The sequence below is a fragment of the Pyxidicoccus caerfyrddinensis genome (assembly GCF_010894405.1).
Taxonomy (GTDB): Bacteria; Myxococcota; Myxococcia; order Myxococcales; family Myxococcaceae; genus Myxococcus; species Myxococcus caerfyrddinensis.
Genome location: NZ_JAAIYA010000003.1, coordinates 69916 through 86714, shown reverse-complemented (window position 1 = coordinate 86714; position 16799 = coordinate 69916). Strand labels below are relative to the sequence as shown.

Genomic DNA, 16799 nt, shown 5'->3' with positions numbered 1-16799 from the left:
TCCGTACAACGGGAGGGGGCCCCATGCCGCAGCAGGAAGAGTTGAAGTTCGGCGAGCATCACTCGCACTTCGAGCCGCCCGACACGCTGGTGGTGTCCTTCACGGGCCTCATCAACATGGACGAGGTGAAGCGCACGTCCCAGCTCTACAAGGAGACCTTCGAGCGCCACGGCCAGTACTACTGCATCGCCGACATCGGCCGTTCCCAGATTGACACCGCCGGCCGCAGGTACCTCTCCGACAATGGCCGCTCCGAGTGGTTCCACGCCGTCATCTATGTGGGCGCGGACGTCGTGCAGCGCACCTTCGGCAAGGCCATCGCCCTCGCCATGCTGTACACCGGCAAGACGAGCTTCGAGACTGTCTTCGTCGCCACCGTCGACGACGCCCGCGCCTGGGTGACCCAGCACCGCGCCGGCCGCCAGCGCAAGGCCGGCTGAGCCTCCGGCGCCCGCCGGGACTCGAAGTCCCTACTCCGGGAAAGTCTGGAATGTCGCGTAGGACAATTCCTGGCGTTATGCTGGTGTGGATTCCGAAGGGAGTGCCATGCAGCAACAGGAGTGGAAGATCGGCGCACACAAGGTGCGCTACGAACCACCGGACGTCGTGGTGGCGACCTTCTCCGGGAACATCAGCCTGGAGGAAATCCAGCGGGCCGTGGAGGTGTACGGCGAAGTCGCGAAGCACGGCCCGTACTACATGATCGCCGAAATCGGTCAGTCCCAGCTCGGGGCGGAGCCGCGGCGGTACCTCTCGGAGAATGGCAAGGCCGACTGGTTCAAGGGCTCCATCTACGTCGGAGCGGACGTGGTGCAGCAGACCTTCGGCAAGGTGATTGCCCTGGGCATGCTCTTCACCGGCAAGACGCGCTTCGAGACCACCTTCGTGAAGACGCTCCCCGAGGCTCGCGCCTGGGTCGAGCAGCACCGCCTCAAGCAGCTCAAGAAGAGCGGCTGAGTCCCCGCGCGGACGTCCCGCCGGGCCCATTCTGGGGCCCGGCGACCCGCGCTCGGGAGCCCGCCCCTCCTTCCACACCTCGGCGCCTGGTGCCTTTTGCACCCGCCCGGGCGAGTGGATTCGGCATGCCCTGAGGTCGCACCCGGCGGCCTCAAACCCGTCACTCCGGGTGGAAAACCCTTCTAGAACGGGCGCTTATCTGCCAATAGTGGAATGTCACGGTGTCACCATAAACCCGTGGCACTAGAAAAATTCGCTCTTACTGGCAAAGAAAAGAGGATTTGTTGTATAGGCTGATGTCCAGGGCGAGCCCCATCCTGCTCGGTTGCTCCTTGTTCAGGCTCTCCCACATCCCAGTCGTACCGCGTGAAGGGGCTCATCCCCCTGCATTGCCAGCCACCCCATAGCCAGGGGAGCGAGCCGGGGGGGCGCGCTCAACCTGACGAGTCATTCCATGCCCGTGACAGTCCAGAAGCAGGAAGAGACCGGAGTCCCCGCCCACGCCGCAGCGGCACTGCGCTGCCCCCACCTGGGCGCCCAGTACAACCCGTTCGCGGGCCCCCACGTGGAGAACCCCCACCCCTTCTTCGAGAAGCTGCGCAAGGAGGAGCCCGTCACCTTCAGCCCCATGCTGAACATGTGGCTGGTGAGCCGCTTCGAGGACATCACGACCATCCTCAAGGACCCGGCGCGCTTCTCCAACAAGGACATGCTGGGCAGCGGCACCCACCTGACGGAGGAGGCGAAGGCCATCCTCGCCAAGGGCCATGACACGCGGCACGTGCTGCTGGGCATGGACCCGCCGGACCACACCCGCCTGCGCCGGCTGATGAACCGCGGCTTCACCGCCCAGCGCATCAACGGCATGGCGCCCTTCATCACGAAGATGGCCAACGAGCTCGTCGACAAGTTCGTCAGCGACAGCCGCGCGGACCTGGTGGAGCAGCTCGCCTACCCCCTGCCCGCCTACGTCATCCTCGGCATCATGGGCGTGCCGTCCGAGGACGTCTGGAAGATCAAGCGCTGGAGCGCGGACTGGCAGCAGCTCACCTTCGAGCACATCCCCGCCGAGAAGCAGGTGGAGATGGCGAACGGCGTCATCGAGTTCCAGCAGTACTGCGTCCGGCTGATTGAAGAGCGCCGCAAGAATCCGCGCGAGGACCTCACCAGCTACCTGGTGGCCGTGGAGGACGACGGCGAGGCGCTCAACATGGACGAGCTGGTCATGGCCATTGGCGCGTCCATGCTGTCCGCCGGCCACGAGTCCACCACCGCGCTGATGGCCAACACCTGGAAGCTGGCCCTGGAGCACGGCCTGTGGGAGCAGCTCCGCGCCAACCGCGAGCTGGTGCCGAAGTTCTGCGAGGAGGCCAGCCGCTTCGACTCCGTCCAGCACTCCATGCTGCGCACCGCGCGCGAGGACGTGATGGTGGGCGGGGTGAAGATTCCGGCGGGCTCGCGCCTGATGCTGCTCTACGCCGCCGGCAGCCGCGACGAGTCGCTCTGCCCCCACGCCAACAAGCTGGACATCCACCGCGAGAAGGTGCCCCAGCACCTCACCTACGGCCGCGGCACCCACTTCTGCCTGGGCGCCCCGCTGGCCCGCCTCCAGTTCCAGATCACCACCAACGTCCTCCTGGACCGCCTGCCGGAGCTGAAGCTCGTCCCCCACCAGGACTACGGCACGTGGCAGAGCATCGTCCTGCGCCAGATGAAGCACCTGAAGGTGGAGTGGACGCACAAGGTGTAGCCACTCCCCGGTAGAAAAGGTACGAGGGCCTGGCGACCGGAGACGGTCTCCAGGCCCTTTTCATGTCTGGAGTCCTCCCCCCGGAACCGACGATGCCCACAACCCGTGGTCGATTCACACCACACTCGGAGTGAATCCCAGAGTCAGGAAAAACCCCCATTGGGTAGTTCCTGACCTTAAAGGGTAGTTTCACTCTGGCGGGCTTCCGGTGTTGAAAGAATATTCTTGCCAGACCACCCTCTTTCAGGAGAAAGAGTCTAGGTACACCCTGCTTCCCAGTGAAGCAGAAGGAGCCCCCCAACTATGTACGCCGAGGTAGTGGACGAGGCAGATGTCCAGTTCGCCCGCCGGGTTGACCGCAAGGCGCTGGCGTCCGTGACGCGTGAGATGTCGCAGGTGAGCAACGCGCGGGCGCTGTGGGCGCTGGCGAGCCAGTGGCTGGTCATCGCCGCGTGCTTCACCGCCGTCGTCATGGTGGACCGCTGGTGGGCCTGGCCCATCGCCGCGCTGATCATCGCCTCGCGGCAGCACGCGATGCTGGCGCTGATGCACGAGGCGGCGCACTACCACTTCCTGTCCAACCGGGCGGTGGGCGACGTGGTGAGCGACTTCCTCTGCGCCTTCCCGCTGAACATGACGACGGCGGGCTACCGGCACGAGCACATGCTGCACCACCGCTATGTGAATACGCCGCAGGACCCGTACTGGGCGGGGCAGATGGTGGACGCGTCCTGGCACTTCCCGCGCACGCCGCTGCGCGCGGCGGCCGTCTTCATGGCGGATGCGCTGGGCCTGTACGCCCCCAACCACCTGAAGGTGGTGCTGCCCTGGACGTACTGGGGCCGGCTGGTGGGCAAGGCGAACCCGAAGATTTCCGCCTTCGAGCACGTGCGCTACTGGCTGTACGTGGCCACGCTCGTCACCGTGCTGGTGACGACGGGCGCGTGGCTGCACTGGCTGTTCCTGTGGGTGCTGCCCACGACGACGGTGATGATGGCCTTCTTCCGGATGCGCGCGCTGGGCGAGCACCCCATCGAGCCGAACCCGAAGGGCGACGAGACGCGCGAGACGCGCGACGTGGAGGGCACCGCGCTGGAGAACTTCTTCGTGGCGCCGCTCAACGTGAACTACCACCTCACGCACCACGCCTTCCCGTCGGTGCCCTTCTACAACCTCCCTGTCATGCACAAGGAGCTGGAGAAGGCCGGGCTGCTGGAGCCCGGGGTGAACATGTTCGACTCGTACCTCGGGCCGACGAACAGCATCCGCCAGTACATCACCCGCGAGCGCGAGCCCTCCGCCACGATGGCGGTGGCCGCGGCCTCGCAGCAGGAGCTGGGCCAGCCGCTGCACTCGTAAGGGCCGCGCGTGCGCCCGCCCACCGGGACGCGTGAGCCGAAGGCCGACACCAAGGTCGCCGCAATGGGGCTGGGGGGCTCCACGGAGACTGCAAGGTCGGCTTCTCGGCTCACCTCACGGGAAGCGGCGCAGCGAGGACCACGGGAAGGGCTTCCAGAAGGGCGTGGCCACCGTGTCACCGTCCAGCGGGAACCAGGGCGCGTCGTCTCCGCCCGGTGAGAGGACGTGGAAGTCCTGCGCGGGCATGAAGCCCTGCCCCAGCAGCGCCACCCGGCGGCCCTCGGGATTGGCCGCCACGTCCAGCACCAGCACCGCGTGCCCCGGGCTGCCGCCCAGCACGAAGAAGTCCCCGGCCCGCACGTCGTCTCGCGAGGGGCGCTTCTTCAGGGGCTCCAGCGACATCGTGCCCGCGTAGGTGAAGACCAGGTCCAGGTACGCGCGGAACGCGGCGCGGGAGGAATCCGCCTTCGCGCTGCGCACCCACGCCACCTTCGAGCCGGAGACCTTCGCCCGGTCTCCCGCGGCGTAGCGGGGCCAGGCGGCCGCGTCTCCGCTGGTGAAGCGGTAGGCGATGCGCTCGCGCTGGTTGCTGGACCAGAGCCATTCTGCGTGGAGGCGGATGACGGAGTCGGCGCACTGCTGCAGGTTCGCCGTGCCCACGTCCAACTCCGCCACCGCCGCCAGCCGCGCGTCGTCGCCGGCCAGCACCTCGCCGCCCCGGAAGTGGCGCACGGGGGCTCCGTTGGGACGCAGGGGCAGCCCGCGCAGCCACGCGCCGAACGAGCCCGCCTCCACCGCGACGCGCGTGTAGCCCTTCGGGGGCGCGAAGGCGGACTCCAGTGGGCGGACCTGCGCATCCGCGGAGAGCCACGCGTAGCGCGCCAGCTCTTCGCGGGTGGGAGCCCGGGGCTCCCCGGGCTCGGAGGCGGATGGAGCGGCGGCCTCCGGGGACTCCTGCCCGAGGAGCGCGAGCACCTGGCGCCGCATGCCGAGGACGGCGTCGGGAGCCACCTCGTACCCGGCGGGCTGGGCGCGGCCGACCCGGGCCGCTTCGCGCTCGGCGGACTGGGAGCGGCCGACGCGCGACGCGCTGGAGTCCGGCGACGGGCCCGTGGCCTTCGCCGCGCCGGGGAGCAGGAACGCCATCACCAGCAGCCCCGGCACGCCGAGCTTCGCGGGACGGAGGGAGCGTGCCGCGGGGTCCGGAGCAACGGTTCCCCGGGTGCGAGATGAACGGGGATTCACTTCCGGCACCCGCTGCGAAGTGGACAGGGCCGCGGGAGAGGGGACACGGTGGGGCGCATTCACGGTGCGGAAGGCTCCGGATGGAATGGGGTGCTCGGGAGATGACGCTCCCTTGCTTGGAACATTCTCACCGGCCCGGAGTTCCCTCGCGGCCTTTCCCGTCCATGTTTCCTGAAATCCCGCGCACGGCCCTGCACCCGCGTCGCACGGCGGCGTCGCCCCGTGGACTCCGGCCCCCTGGCTGCTCCATTCCTTCGTTCCCTGGTGTGTTGCCTGCCTGAGGTGGGGTCCGCCGCTGAACGCTCATCCGCCGGGCCCCGTGCATCGCGGGGGTTGAGGACGCAGTTTCAATGCATATGCAACGTCGGGCGAACCTCGTACTGCTCAACGCCCTGTCGCTGTCGCGGCTGCCGATGGCGGTGGCGTTCATCGCCATTCCCGACACGGTGGTGCGCGCGGTGCTGGTGATGCTGGCGGCGTTCACCGACTTCCTCGACGGGTGGATTGCCCGCCACCGGGGGCTCGCCACGCGCATCGGCGCGCTCATCGACCCGGTGGCCGACCGGGGCTTCATGGTGACGGCCATCCTCGTCTGCTACCTCGACGGCCTCATCGCCCTGCCCGAGGTGCTGCTGCTGGTGGTGCGCGACATCGGCACCGCCATCGGCTTCATCGTCGCTCGCGTGGTGCCGGGCTTGCGGTCGGTGGAGTTGAAGGCACGGCTGCTCGGCAAGGTCGTCACCACGCTGCAGCTGCTGGCACTGCTGTGCGTGCTGCTCTTCCCACCGGCGGTGTCGCCGCTCGTCGCGCTCATTGGCGTGCTGTCGCTCGCCTCGGTGGTGGACTACTCGCGCGCGGTGCTGCATGCGCGGGTGCGCGGCCGGGAGTCCTCTCGGGCCCACGTGCACCACGGCCCGGTGGAGAGGCCTCCGTCCTCCATGCCCACGGCGCGCAAGTAGCGCGCGTCCGGGCCTCAGCCCTGGGGCGCGGGCGCGGAGTCGGTGCCGTGGGACTCCGGGAGCCCCAGCGCACGAGCCCGCTCGGAGGCGATGGCGGAGCGCTCGCCGTCGGTCATCTCCGACCAGACCTCATCCATGGCATCCAGCAGGGCATCCTCCTCGGGGGAGTCACCCTCCGGATGTCCCTCACGCACGTGCAGGAGCTTGCGCAGGAGCGCGCGGTATCGGTCATAGGCCGTCATGATGGAAAACCTCCGCCCCAGGGACGAGCCCGAGGCATGTGACTGACGGAGCGTGGCTCGCCTCCCCTCCTCATTCCTCCGGAGCCGCCTTCGGCAGCACGGCAATCTCCAGCGTCTGATGCTGGCCCACCATGTCCACCACCGCCCGCACCTGCTCGCCCTTCTTGAGCTGGAGCGCTCCGATGTTTCGCCCGTCGCGGAGCACCTGCGTCCCCGGGCCCACCCCCAACGTCAGTGACACGTCGGAGCCCGTGTCGATGACCACCTGTCTCGGCGATACCGAGATCAACTTGCCCGTGTAGACGGCGTTCACCACCGCCGTGCCTCGCGCCGTGGGGACGTTCGAGCCCGCGGGCGGGACGTCACTCACCACCGGGGACTTGACGCCCGTGCCTTGCGGCGTGCCCGCGCCGCCGGTGCCCTGCCCGGCGCTCGCGGTTCCGGCCTGCTCGCCCGTGACACCCGTGCCCTGCGCCGAGCCCGCGCTCCCCGCCTGCGCGTCCGTGTCGCCCACGCTCCCCGAGCCACCCGTGCCCGGCCCCTCGCCACTTCGCGCCGTGTCGGCCCGCGTGTCCCCGGTGCCCGCTCCCGAGCCACCCGTGCCCGGCTCCGCCACCTGCGCGCGCAGGCGAGTCACCTCCTGCCGGAGCTGTGACACCTCCGCGCGAAGCTCGGCCACACTTCTCTGGAGGTCCGCATCCTCACCGGCGGGCGAGGCCTGTCCGCTCGCCTGCCGCTGCGGTGCGGCCGCGTCGGGCTGCTTTACCTGCTGTGCCTCCGCGCCTCCGGACTGTGCCTCCGCCGTGCACCCGCCGCACATCAGCAGCGACAGCCCTGCTATCCCCAACACCGTCCAGCTGACCTTGCGCAGCATGGGTCCCGGCCTCCCTTTCCACTTCAAAGTTGGGGACTACCGGGTCATGGACAACCACCCGTTCGGCCGGGAAACGCCTGGAGTGCGAGCCACCCGCCGAGCCCCCTCCCGCTCCCTTGCGAGTCCCCCCGCGAGCGTTCCCCGGTGCATTCCGGCGATAGTGCGGGACCTCCTCTCCCGCCCTGGAGCCAGCCCATGGCAACCAAGCGCCCACCGCCCCCACCCACCGCCGAGCCGTCACTCGCGGCCACCGAGCCTCCGCGCACCGCGCTGCGCATCCACGCGCCCGGGGCGCTGCCCGCCGCCGAGCTGAACGTGCTGCGCGACCTCAACGTGCTCCGCGCGCCCGTGCCGGACCTGGTGGCGCCCATCGGCGTACCGCCCGGGACACCCCTGCGGCAGAACCGCTTCATCACCCAGGGCTACATCGGCATCGCGCAGACACTCCAGGCGCTGCTGGATCCGGACTTCCGGCCGGGCGGCATCAGCCGCGTGCGCCCGTGCTGGTTCGCCTTCACGCCCCACGCCTCGCAGGAGGCCGGCAAGGGCATGCTCGGCGCGGCCATCGCCCGGCGCATCATCGACATTGCCCAGGGAGAGACGCTGCCTGGCGCCGCGCAAGCGTATGACCGCGTGGGCCTCACCGGCCCCATGCGCGAGGGCGCGGAGAGAATCTCCACCGCGCTCGGGTGGCATGGCCTGCCGAAGGACGCGGCCGCGGCGCTCGGCGCGCTCGCCGGCGCCATGAACCTGGAGCCGCTGTCCGACCCGCGCACGCTCTGGTCCACCGCGCACCGCATCGCCCGCCTGTTCTTCCAGGCCCCCGGCCTGCTGCCGCTCGACAAGGCCGAGGCCATGGCCCGCACGCTGGAGCGCATGCTCAACGAGGGCAACGTCGCCATCTTCACCGACATCGGCGGCTCGGCGCAGACGTACCTCGCGTGGCGTCAGGGCGCGGGCGCCGTCACCCCGGACCGCGTGCTGCGCGACTTCACCCTGCGCGGCGCCACGCCCCAGCAGGCGAAGCGCGCGTATGACGCCCTCATCACCCGCACCCGCGAGCAGCCCGCCCCGTCGGACTTCGCGCGCCTGCTGCCGGACGTGTCGGGCAACAGCCTGGTGGTGGCGGGCTTCGCGTTCCTCGAGACGGCCCGCCAGGCCCCGGGTGGCGCCGCGCGCGAGGCGCTCATCGCCATCGCCAACAACTGCTTCGCGTGGCGCGAGCAGCACGACGCGGTGCAGCCGGCCTTCACCCCGCCCTCGCGACCGCCGGACGAGGTGTCCCGCCCGGAGCTGATGCAGGCGCTCACCCCGCTGCTGTGCCTGCAGCTGGGCACGGTGATGTGGAACTTCTCCGACTACGCCGCCACGCAGCGAGACCGCGACTTCAACCCGCTCACCGCCAGGCCCACCGAGTACAACTGGGCGAGCTTCGCGGACCGGTGGCCCGCCATCCTCACCGCCTTCGCGCTCGGCTACCGCAACCCCGCCGCGCTGTGGTCGCTGCCACCGCCGCTCGTCCCCGCCGGCAGTCCGCTGCTGGACCTGACCTGAGGCCCGGGGGCGCTCACTCCACCTTCAGCGTCAGCGTGTCGCTGTTCACGGTTTGAATCAGGGAGTCCGAGACGGTGAGCGTCACCGTGTACGTGCCCGCCTGAGAAGGCGTGCCGGAGAGGACTCCCCCTTCCGCGCCGTTGACGACGGAGATGCCGGGAGGCACGGCGCCCGTCCACGACCACGAGAAGGGCGGAGTCCCGCCGTAGGAGCGCAGGGCGTAGCTGTACGTGCTGCCCACGCGCCCGTCTGGCACGCCCTGCGTCAACACAATCAGGTTGAAGCCCCCCGCGCTCACCGCCCGCATCGACACCAGCCGCGTGGAGACCTGGGGCGGCGAGTCACTGTCCGTCACCTCCACCGTGAAGCTGGCGCTCCCCGCCGGCCCGCTGGTGCCCGTCACCTTGCCGTCCTCGGAGAGCTGCAGCCCCGTGGGCAGGGTGCTGCCGCTGGCCAGCGTGAAGCGGTGGGGCGTCTTGCCTCCAATGGCGGACAGGCTCTCCGAGTAGGGCTTGTTCTGCACTGCGTCCACGAGCTTTCCCGGCCCGGCGAGGTGCAGCTTGGAATAGACGCGCAGGGGGATGCTGCCGCTCGACTGCTGCTGAGGGGTGCTCCGGTCCGTCACGTTGATGGACAGGAAGAAGTCGCCCGAAGCCGCGGGTGCGCCGGTGAGCTGGCCTTCACCGTCGAGCGTGAGCCCCGCCGGCAGCGCCACCGTCGCCGTGAAGGTGTACGGCGGAGTGCCGCCCATCGCGCGCAGCCGGCCGCTGTACGCCCGGCCCTCCTGCGCCGTCCCGAGCGCATCCGGGTCGAGCGCGAGCGGCGTCCCGGCGTCCGTCTCCTCCTGCGTGCCCGCGTCCACGCCCGCGTCCGGGCCTGCGTCCACGCCCGCGTCCTCCCCGGGCCCCGCGTCGTCACCCGCGTCCTCACCCGCGTCACCGGCATCCGGGACGGGCGGCGGGTCCGGGGCCTCGCACGAGTCCAGCTCGCCACAGTCCGGCAGGCAGCGCGACTCCGACGCGAGGCACGTGAAGCCCGTGGGGCACCCGCCTTGCGTGTCACACGCGGCGTAGCGCGACAGGTCCGGCGCGAAGGTGCACGCGACCACGCACAGCAGCGCCAGCACTCCGGGCAGCAGGCGCTTCATCTCAGCACCCTGCGTTGGAGGACGTCCCGGCAGGTAACTCCGGGCAACGGGAGGCTCATGGCAGCTCCCAGACCAGGAAGAACGCCCCGCCCGCGCCCAGCAGCGCGCCCGTCCCCAGCAGCACGTTGGCCGTCGTCGCCTGCTTGCGGCCCGAGTGCAGCCGGTCATCGAGGCACGCGCGGAAGGCCTCGCCCTCACCCGCGCAGCCCGCGTTCCCCGCCGACAGGCGCGACTCCGCACGGCGCGCGGCCACGCCGAAGCCCACGCCCGCCGCGAGCGCCGCGCCTCCCGCCGCCAGCAGCACCTTGGGCCACACGCGCGTCGGACGCTCCACGCTCGCCGACTGCGAGGCCACGCCGTCCAGCGAGGGACGCCCCGCCCACAGCATCTGGAACGCCTGACGCGCCCGCGCCTCGGCCTCGCCGGACTCCGCCTTCGCCGCGGGCACCTGGAACAACTCCCGCGCCTCCCAGTCCTTCGAGTCCTCCAGCGTCAGCACCACGCTGCGCGAGCCACCCACGCCCAGCGCCACGCCGCGCAAGAGCCACGCCGCGCCCGGTGCCACGCTGCGCGCGCCCAGGCACGCCGCGCCCTCGCACGCCGTCGCACCCGGGCCCAGCGTGCGCAGCCGGGCCACCGTGTCGGCGCGCGGCTCCAGGCACACCCCGGGCGTGGAGCCCACCGCGCGGCGCACGGCCTCCTCCAGCCCGCGCGTCTCCTCGCGCGCCAGCGCCACCCGGTCGAAAGGAATGAGCACCACCTTCTGCCCCTCGCACTCCGCCGCCGACTGCGCGAGCGACAGCGAGAGCAGCAGCGCCACGGACAGGGCACTCATGGCGACAGGTCCGGCCCTTCGTCGGGCGCCACCGGCGGCAGCTCGAGGTTCGCCACGTAGCCCCGGTAGAAGCGCGAGCCGAAGGGCACCGAGAAGAGCCTGTCGCGCAGCGCGTCCTGCACCGCCCCGCGCGCGGCGAGCGCCGTCTCGTGCCACGCCAGCCCGCCCGCATCCACCACCGCGCCCGCCTTCGCGAAGGTGAACGCCGCTTCACGTCCGTGCGTGCGCAGGAAGTAGCCGCGGCCCGGAGGCAGCGCCAGCACCACCGAGCGCTCACGCTCCTTGTTGAACTCCGCCACGCGCAGGCCCCGGGCGTCCTCCACCCACAGCCGCCCCTCCAGGCCCGGGGGCACCAGCAGGTAGCTCAGCGCCGCCTGCGTACTCAAGTCCGACAGCGCCACCGAGCGGTCCAGCGCCGGAGGCCGGACGAACGCCGCCAGCTTGCCGCGCACGTCCTCCGCGCCCTGGCTCGCGGCCGCGACGAAGGCATGCAGCTCCGAGTACTCCACGCGCCCGTCCGCGTTGACGTCCGCCGCGCCGGCGAGCGCCGAGCGCACCAGGTGGCTGAACACGCCCGAGCGGATGGCGCTCCACTCGTGGCTCTCCTGCTCCGTCGACGTGGACAGCACCACACCCACCTGCGGGTAGCGGTCCAACTCACGCGTCGCCAGCAGGCCCTTCACCACCGCCGTGTGCGCGGGCCCCACCGGCAGCGCGCCGCGCGAGTGCACGAAGTAGTACGAGTCACACGCGTCCACGATGAGGTGGATGAACGACGCCTGGCTGGGCGCGAGCACGCCCTGGAAGAGGTCCGTGCGCGTGAAGGGGCCGTCCAGCAGGCTCACCGTCCCCTCGCCCGCGGCGCCTCGCTTCCCGTGGCCGGTGAAGACGAAGTACAGAACCGGACGCTCGCCCCGGGCCCGGTCCTCCGCCATGCGCGCGTTGAGCCGGGTGAGGGACTCCTTCAAGGCCGCGCGGGTGGGCGGACGCGTCCGGGCCGCCAGCCCCGGGTGGAGCACCTGCGTCTCGTCGTCCAGCACGCTCAGCAGCACCGCCTCGCGCACGCGGGGGGCCAGCAGCTCGTAGTACCGCGCGCCGTCGTCATCCGCGTAGCGCAGGGGGGCCTGGTTCCTGTCCAGCCCGCCGTTGTGCGCGACGATGAGGGCATAGGCCACGTCCTGGGACGCAGCGCGGGCGGAGGCCGAGAAGAGCAGCGCGACCCACAGGGCCGTAAGGGGTGCGCGGAGGAGAAGTCTCATTCGGTTGGATGGGTGGCGCGACGCATGAGGCTGCCACGAGTCCACTGGCGCAATCCACTCGGGCCCCCTCGCGTCAACACAAGATGACGGCAGCCGCACAGCGCGGTAAGCCGGTGAGGGATGGAGTGGGATGACCAGACATTGCGGCGCTTCCGGGAGGGTGTCCCGGAGGCCCTTGCAGCCGTGTACCGCGCGAACGCGGAGGGGCTCGCTCGCATGCTGAGGGCGGCTGCCTGGCGAGGAGGCGTGTTCTCCCACCTGAGGGGTGCCATGGAGATGGAGAACCTCATCCTGGAGACCTTCGCCCGGGCCTTCGAGCCCCGGACGCGCGCGGCCTACGACGGCACGCGGCCCTACGCCCACTTCCTCATGGGCATCGCCCGCAACGTGCTGCTGGAGCAGTCGCGCAACCGCGAGGTGGCGGTGGGCCTGGAGCCCTTCGAGTCGCAGGGCGAAGTGCCGGAAGACGGCGGCGGGCTGGCGCAGCTGCTGGAGGACCGGGAGGTGGAGTCGTTGGTGGCGGGCTTCAAGGAAGGACTCTCCGCGGAGGAGCGGCGGCTGTTCGAGCTGCGCTTTGGAGAAGGGCTGGCGCAGGAGATGGCGGCGAGCCAGATGGGGCTGACCCGCATCCAGGTGCGGCGGCGAGAGCACGGCATCAAGACGCGGCTGCTCGGCTTCCTCCAGGCGCGCGGCTACCTGGAAGGACTGGAGACCCGGGGCTGGAGCTTCTTCAGACGGCGAGGCGATTCATGAGTGAGTGCGCGGACACGAAGGCGAAGCGGGCCCTGGAGGCACTCTTCCGTGGCGAGCTGGACGCGGAAGGCTTCACCTGGCTGCGCACCCACGCGGCCACCTGCCCGAGCTGCCGCGAGGCGTACGACAGGCTCGCGCGCGTGGAGTCCTCGCTGGAGCAGCGCGCGCTTCCGCAAGCCCGTCAGGCCCTGCTGGAGCAGGCGCTGTTCGCGCGGCTCGGTGAGAGCACGTCCTCCGCTCCAGCACGGGCGCCCGTGCGGGCCACGCCGCCCGCGGAGCGCTTCCCCTTTTTTCGTCCCTGGATGGGCGTGTCACTGGGCCTCGCGGCGACCGCGGCGCTCGCGCTCCTGATGGTGAGGCCGCAGCAGGCGGATGACGCGAAGGACTCCGGGTGGCAGGCGCGCTCGGGACAACCGGGCGCGGCATGGGGCGTGCGGGCCTTCTGCATCGGCGCGGACGGGCAGGTGCGCGGCGAGGCGCGGCCCGGCGGGACGCTGGCGTGCGCGGAAGGGGGCTCGGTGCAGTTCAGCTACACGGCGCCCCAGGCGGCGCGGCTGACCATCGAAGCGGCGTCCCCCTCGGGCGAGCCGCTGCGCTTCTTCCCCAGCGAAGGCCCGGCGGCGGACGTGGCCCCGGGAGTGGACGTCATCCTGCCCTTCAGTACGCCGGTGCAGGAGGGGTGGCTCAGCGGTGCGCTGGAGGTGCGCGCGCGCTTCACGGATGCCAAGGGGCAGCCGCTGGGCGAGACGCGGGTGACGCTGACGCCGCGCTGACGGACGAATTCGAAATGCGGCGCTGAAACTCCGGACGGGCTCGCGTCACAACGCGGACACCGGGCCCCTGGAGGCCCGGGTTCTCTTCCCGAGGAGTCGCGCCGTGTCCAAGCCGTCCGTGTGGGTGAGCCTCGCCGTGGGGCTCGTGTTGGGTTTCGTGGGAGGTCGGGTCGGCCGTCCCTCGGATGCATCCGCTAGCGCCGTCGAGGCGCGCGGGGCTCCGACGGCGGCGAAGGCGCCGGGGGCCCGGCAGCGGCCTCCGATTTCGCCCACCGTCTACAAGGTGCCGCTGGACGGCTCGATTGCGGCCGGGCCCGAGGACGCGCTCGTCACGCTGGTGGAGTTCTCCGACTACGAGTGCCCCTTCTGCTCGCGCGCGCACGGGACGGTGAAGCAGCTCCAGGAGAAGTACGGGAAGAAGCTGCGCGTGGTGATGAAGCACCACCCGCTGCCCAACCACCCGCACGCAAAGCCCGCGGCGCTGGCGGCGCTCGCGGCCGGCGAGCAGGGGAAGTTCTGGGAGATGCACGACACGCTCTTCAGCAACGCGCGCGCACTGAACGAGGGGGATTTGGAGCGCTACGCACAAGGACTGGGCCTGGACGTGGAGCGCTGGAAGAAGGACATGAGCGACGCGCGGCTGGCCGAGCGCATCCGCAAGGACGAGTCGCTGGCGATGCAGGTGGGCGCCACCGGGACGCCGGGCTTCTTCGTGAATGGTCGCTTCATCAGCGGGGCGCAGCCGCTGGAGGTCTTCACGGGCGTGGTGGACGAGGAGCTGGGCAAGGCGGAGGCGCTGGTGAAGGGCGGCGTGCGCCCGGCGGAGGTGTATGCGCGCGTCATCGAGAAGGGCGTGGACCGGCCGCCCTCGCAGCCGGCGGCCGCGCAGCAGGAGCTGCCGGTGCAGAAGGTGGAGGTGGGCAATGCGCCCGCGCGCGGCCCGGCGAACGCGCCGGTGACGCTGGTGGCCTTCTCCGACTTCGAGTGCCCGTTCTGCGCCCGCGCCGTGCCGACGATGAAGGCGCTGGAGCAGGAGTACGCCGGCAAGCTGCGCGTGGCCTTCAAGCACCAGCCGCTGGACATGCACCCGCACGCGAAGCTGGCGGCGGCCGCGTCCCTGGCCGCGCACGAGCAGGGCAGGTTCTGGGAGTTCCACGACATCCTCTTCGCGAACCAGCGGCAGCTCGACAGGGCCTCGCTGGAGGCCTACGCGAAGCAGCTCGGCCTGAATGAGGCGCGCTTCAAGGCGGCGCTGGACTCGGGGAAGTTCGACAGCCAACTGACGGCGGACATGAGCGAGGGCACGCGCGTGGGCGCGAACGGGACGCCCACGTTCTTCATCAACGGCCGCCCGCTGGTGGGCGCGCTGCCCATCGACCAGTTCCGCCGCATCATCGACGAGGAACTGAAGAAGTCCGGCGCGGCGCGGTAGGCCGCCTCCGAAAAAATAAATCCCCTGAGGAAGATTGAGTCCCCCTCCCGTTCAGGTGTCAGCGGGCACGCACCGCCCCAAGCACCTGAACCCAATCGAGGGGGACTCATGTCAGCGCTTCGCAACACCCTGGTGGCCTCCGTGGCCGCCGTGGGACTGAATGGTTGTGTCTACGGTTACATCAACGACGCCGCGACGGGCAGCGCCATGCAGGACGTGACAGTCACTGTCGCGTCCGGCGTCTGCTACGGCTCCGGCTGCGCCAACCCCATCATCCAGAAGTCCGACACGTCGGGCGTCTACATCTTCGACGCCTACGGGAACCAGCACGGCGAAGACCAGGTGCAGCACCTCATGGTCGCTGGCGGCGAGGAGGCCCTCAAGCTCGTCTACAGCCGCGCGGGCTACCGCACCGTCAACGTCTTCCACAAGCCCAACTACGAGACTGTCGAGGACGAGGGCGTCGAGTACCAGGTCTCCAACGTGCAGACGGTGTACCTCTGCGCGCTGACCGCCCCGGACTCCGACACGGACGGCATCTGCGACGCCGCGGAGAACCGCTACGGCACCAACGCCTTCAGCTCGGACACGGACGGCGACAGCATCAGCGACTTCGCGGAGCTGTACGGCTCCGGCGGCGTCGACCTGCGCTACTACGGCGCCAGCCCGAAGAAGAAGGACGTCTTCGTGGAGATGGACTACTACCCCGGCCTCAAGCCCATCCAGGCCGCGCTGGACCGCGTGACGGCCGCCTTCGCCGCCGCGCCGGTGAGCAACCCGGACGGCTCCACGGGCGTCAACCTGCACCTCGTGCTCAGCCAGCAGATTGACGCGGCCGACGCCAACATGGACCTGAACCCGGCGTGGGCGGACTTCGACGTCATCAAGGCCAAGTACTTCCCCGCGCGCCGCGCGCCGTTCTTCCACTACGCGCTCGTCGCCAACCAGTACGACGCCAGCGGCTCCAGCGGCCTGTCTCGCGGCATCCCCGGCCATGACTTCATGGTGACCATGGGCAACTGGTCCACCCCGGGCGGCACCGAGCAGCAGCAGGCCGGCACCATCATGCACGAGCTGGGGCACAACATCGGCCTGCAGCACGGCGGCAACGAGGGCATGAACTACAAGGCCAACTACCTGAGCCTCATGAGCTACGGGTACCAGCTGCGCGGCCTCACGAAGGACGGCACCGACGGCATCCTCGACTACTCGCGAGTGCGCCTGGCCGCCGCGAGCGAGGCCTCCGTCAGCGAGCTCAACGCCTTCTCGCCCATCGCCCCGACGACCGAGGCGGACCTGTCCCACTACGGCGTGCGCATCGGCACCGTCCTGCGCACCGGCAACGCGAGCGCCAACCTCGACTTCAACGGCAATGGCGTCATCCAGGCCGGCTTCATCGCCCAGGACCTGAACAACGACGGCGACACGTCGGACTTCATCAACGCGTCGCAGAACGACTGGACGGCGCTCATCTACCACGGCGCCAGCACCATCGGTGACGCCAACCTGGGCGCTCCCAACAGCCTGGTCGCGCCACAGAGCTTCCTCGTCCGGCCCGAGACGACCGAGCGCTGCATCACCGAGTTCGAGACCCGCCGCTAAGCCCTCGAACTGAAGAGCGCGGCACCCACGCCGCCGGGTTCCTCGCGAGAGGGGCCCG

At 70.5% G+C, this 16799-nt stretch carries 16 protein-coding genes; 10 read left to right on the top strand and 6 right to left on the bottom strand.

Annotation, left to right across the window (positions count from 1 at the left end; genetic code table 11):
- The first annotated feature begins 23 nt into the window (after positions 1 to 23).
- The 4 genes from G4D86_RS07445 (at position 24) to G4D86_RS07430 (ending at position 4066) form a co-directional block, all read left to right on the top strand.
- Complete coding sequence (locus G4D86_RS07445; RefSeq protein WP_163991027.1) at positions 24 to 440, top strand: SpoIIAA family protein; 417 nt, start codon at positions 24 to 26, stop codon at positions 438 to 440.
- Between the two features lie 106 nt (positions 441 to 546).
- On the top strand, positions 547 to 957 hold the full coding sequence (locus tag G4D86_RS07440) for an STAS/SEC14 domain-containing protein (protein WP_163991025.1): 411 nt from the start codon (positions 547 to 549) through the stop codon (positions 955 to 957).
- Positions 958 to 1411: 454 nt separating this feature from the next.
- Positions 1412 to 2707, top strand: coding sequence for a cytochrome P450 (locus tag G4D86_RS07435; protein ID WP_163991023.1), 1296 nt, complete (start codon positions 1412 to 1414; stop codon positions 2705 to 2707).
- 303 nt (positions 2708 to 3010) lie between these two features.
- The gene (locus tag G4D86_RS07430) at positions 3011 to 4066 is read left to right on the top strand and encodes a fatty acid desaturase family protein (protein ID WP_163991021.1); all 1056 of its coding nucleotides are present in this window, start codon (positions 3011 to 3013) and stop codon (positions 4064 to 4066) included.
- 114 nt (positions 4067 to 4180) lie between these two features.
- Here G4D86_RS07430 and G4D86_RS07425 read toward each other — a convergent pair whose 3' ends face one another.
- Positions 4181 to 5053 carry a DUF4846 domain-containing protein gene (locus G4D86_RS07425; RefSeq protein WP_163992148.1) on the bottom strand — a complete coding sequence of 291 codons (873 nt, stop codon included), beginning with the start codon at positions 5051 to 5053 and terminating at the stop codon, positions 4181 to 4183.
- A gap of 614 nt (positions 5054 to 5667) precedes the next feature.
- Between G4D86_RS07425 and G4D86_RS07420 the strand changes: the two genes are divergently transcribed.
- On the top strand, positions 5668 to 6270 hold the full coding sequence (locus G4D86_RS07420) for a CDP-alcohol phosphatidyltransferase family protein (RefSeq protein WP_163992146.1): 603 nt from the start codon (positions 5668 to 5670) through the stop codon (positions 6268 to 6270).
- A 14-nt stretch (positions 6271 to 6284) separates the two neighbouring features.
- On the opposite strand, the gene G4D86_RS07415 is transcribed toward G4D86_RS07420, so the two are convergent.
- Together G4D86_RS07415 and G4D86_RS07410 are read right to left on the bottom strand one after the other, a co-directional pair.
- A complete protein-coding gene (locus G4D86_RS07415) occupies positions 6285 to 6512 on the bottom strand; it encodes a hypothetical protein (protein ID WP_163991019.1) in 228 nt (75 codons plus the stop codon).
- Between the two features lie 70 nt (positions 6513 to 6582).
- Entirely contained in the window at positions 6583 to 7386 is an 804-nt protein-coding gene (locus tag G4D86_RS07410) for a hypothetical protein (RefSeq protein ID WP_163991017.1), read from the bottom strand.
- 195 nt (positions 7387 to 7581) lie between these two features.
- Between G4D86_RS07410 and G4D86_RS07405 the strand changes: the two genes are divergently transcribed.
- The gene (locus G4D86_RS07405; RefSeq protein WP_163991015.1) at positions 7582 to 8940 is read left to right on the top strand and encodes a hypothetical protein; all 1359 of its coding nucleotides are present in this window, start codon (positions 7582 to 7584) and stop codon (positions 8938 to 8940) included.
- Positions 8941 to 8953: 13 nt separating this feature from the next.
- Here the strand turns inward: G4D86_RS07405 and G4D86_RS07400 are convergent, their stop codons facing one another.
- From G4D86_RS07400 to G4D86_RS07390, 3 genes are read right to left on the bottom strand one after another with little or no spacing between them, the layout of a single operon-like run.
- Positions 8954 to 10087 (bottom strand): Ig domain-containing protein, encoded by a 1134-nt coding sequence (locus G4D86_RS07400; protein WP_163991013.1) that lies wholly within the window; start codon positions 10085 to 10087, stop codon positions 8954 to 8956.
- A 55-nt stretch (positions 10088 to 10142) separates the two neighbouring features.
- Positions 10143 to 10922, bottom strand: coding sequence for a hypothetical protein (locus G4D86_RS07395; RefSeq protein ID WP_163991011.1), 780 nt, complete (start codon positions 10920 to 10922; stop codon positions 10143 to 10145).
- Positions 10919 to 12181, bottom strand: coding sequence for a caspase family protein (locus tag G4D86_RS07390; protein ID WP_163991008.1), 1263 nt, complete (start codon positions 12179 to 12181; stop codon positions 10919 to 10921). The genes G4D86_RS07395 and G4D86_RS07390 overlap by 4 nt, the downstream gene beginning before the upstream one ends.
- A gap of 270 nt (positions 12182 to 12451) precedes the next feature.
- Here G4D86_RS07390 and G4D86_RS07385 point away from each other — a divergent pair, with 270 nt between their 5' ends.
- The 4 genes from G4D86_RS07385 to G4D86_RS07370 all read left to right on the top strand — a co-directional run bounded on the left by G4D86_RS07385 (position 12452) and on the right by G4D86_RS07370 (position 16741).
- Positions 12452 to 12934 carry an RNA polymerase sigma factor gene (locus G4D86_RS07385; RefSeq protein WP_240360100.1) on the top strand — a complete coding sequence of 161 codons (483 nt, stop codon included), beginning with the start codon at positions 12452 to 12454 and terminating at the stop codon, positions 12932 to 12934.
- Positions 12931 to 13707 (top strand): hypothetical protein, encoded by a 777-nt coding sequence (locus G4D86_RS07380; RefSeq protein WP_163991004.1) that lies wholly within the window; start codon positions 12931 to 12933, stop codon positions 13705 to 13707. The genes G4D86_RS07385 and G4D86_RS07380 overlap by 4 nt, the downstream gene beginning before the upstream one ends.
- 103 nt (positions 13708 to 13810) lie before the next feature.
- A complete protein-coding gene (locus G4D86_RS07375; protein ID WP_163991002.1) occupies positions 13811 to 15139 on the top strand; it encodes a DsbA family protein in 1329 nt (442 codons plus the stop codon).
- A 108-nt stretch (positions 15140 to 15247) separates the two neighbouring features.
- On the top strand, positions 15248 to 16741 hold the full coding sequence (locus tag G4D86_RS07370) for a zinc metalloprotease (RefSeq protein ID WP_163991000.1): 1494 nt from the start codon (positions 15248 to 15250) through the stop codon (positions 16739 to 16741).
- Positions 16742 to 16799: the final 58 nt, after the last annotated feature.

What these genes read in the sequence shown, in the direction of transcription:
- G4D86_RS07390 (WP_163991008.1), bottom strand. Translation starts at nt 12,181, where the DNA reads ATGAGACTTCTCCTCCGCGCACCCCTTACGGCCCTGTGGGTCGCGCTG.
- G4D86_RS07440 (WP_163991025.1), top strand. Translation starts at nt 547, where the DNA reads ATGCAGCAACAGGAGTGGAAGATCGGCGCACACAAGGTGCGCTACGAA.
- G4D86_RS07410 (WP_163991017.1), bottom strand. Translation starts at nt 7,386, where the DNA reads ATGCTGCGCAAGGTCAGCTGGACGGTGTTGGGGATAGCAGGGCTGTCG.
- G4D86_RS07425 (WP_163992148.1), bottom strand. Translation starts at nt 5,053, where the DNA reads ATGCGGCGCCAGGTGCTCGCGCTCCTCGGGCAGGAGTCCCCGGAGGCC.
- G4D86_RS07380 (WP_163991004.1), top strand. Translation starts at nt 12,931, where the DNA reads ATGAGTGAGTGCGCGGACACGAAGGCGAAGCGGGCCCTGGAGGCACTC.
- G4D86_RS07385 (WP_240360100.1), top strand. Translation starts at nt 12,452, where the DNA reads ATGGAGATGGAGAACCTCATCCTGGAGACCTTCGCCCGGGCCTTCGAG.
- G4D86_RS07435 (WP_163991023.1), top strand. Translation starts at nt 1,412, where the DNA reads ATGCCCGTGACAGTCCAGAAGCAGGAAGAGACCGGAGTCCCCGCCCAC.
- G4D86_RS07370 (WP_163991000.1), top strand. Translation starts at nt 15,248, where the DNA reads ATGTCAGCGCTTCGCAACACCCTGGTGGCCTCCGTGGCCGCCGTGGGA.
- G4D86_RS07420 (WP_163992146.1), top strand. Translation starts at nt 5,668, where the DNA reads ATGCAACGTCGGGCGAACCTCGTACTGCTCAACGCCCTGTCGCTGTCG.
- G4D86_RS07395 (WP_163991011.1), bottom strand. Translation starts at nt 10,922, where the DNA reads ATGAGTGCCCTGTCCGTGGCGCTGCTGCTCTCGCTGTCGCTCGCGCAG.
- G4D86_RS07400 (WP_163991013.1), bottom strand. Translation starts at nt 10,087, where the DNA reads ATGAAGCGCCTGCTGCCCGGAGTGCTGGCGCTGCTGTGCGTGGTCGCG.
- G4D86_RS07430 (WP_163991021.1), top strand. Translation starts at nt 3,011, where the DNA reads ATGTACGCCGAGGTAGTGGACGAGGCAGATGTCCAGTTCGCCCGCCGG.
- G4D86_RS07415 (WP_163991019.1), bottom strand. Translation starts at nt 6,512, where the DNA reads ATGACGGCCTATGACCGATACCGCGCGCTCCTGCGCAAGCTCCTGCAC.
- G4D86_RS07445 (WP_163991027.1), top strand. Translation starts at nt 24, where the DNA reads ATGCCGCAGCAGGAAGAGTTGAAGTTCGGCGAGCATCACTCGCACTTC.
- G4D86_RS07405 (WP_163991015.1), top strand. Translation starts at nt 7,582, where the DNA reads ATGGCAACCAAGCGCCCACCGCCCCCACCCACCGCCGAGCCGTCACTC.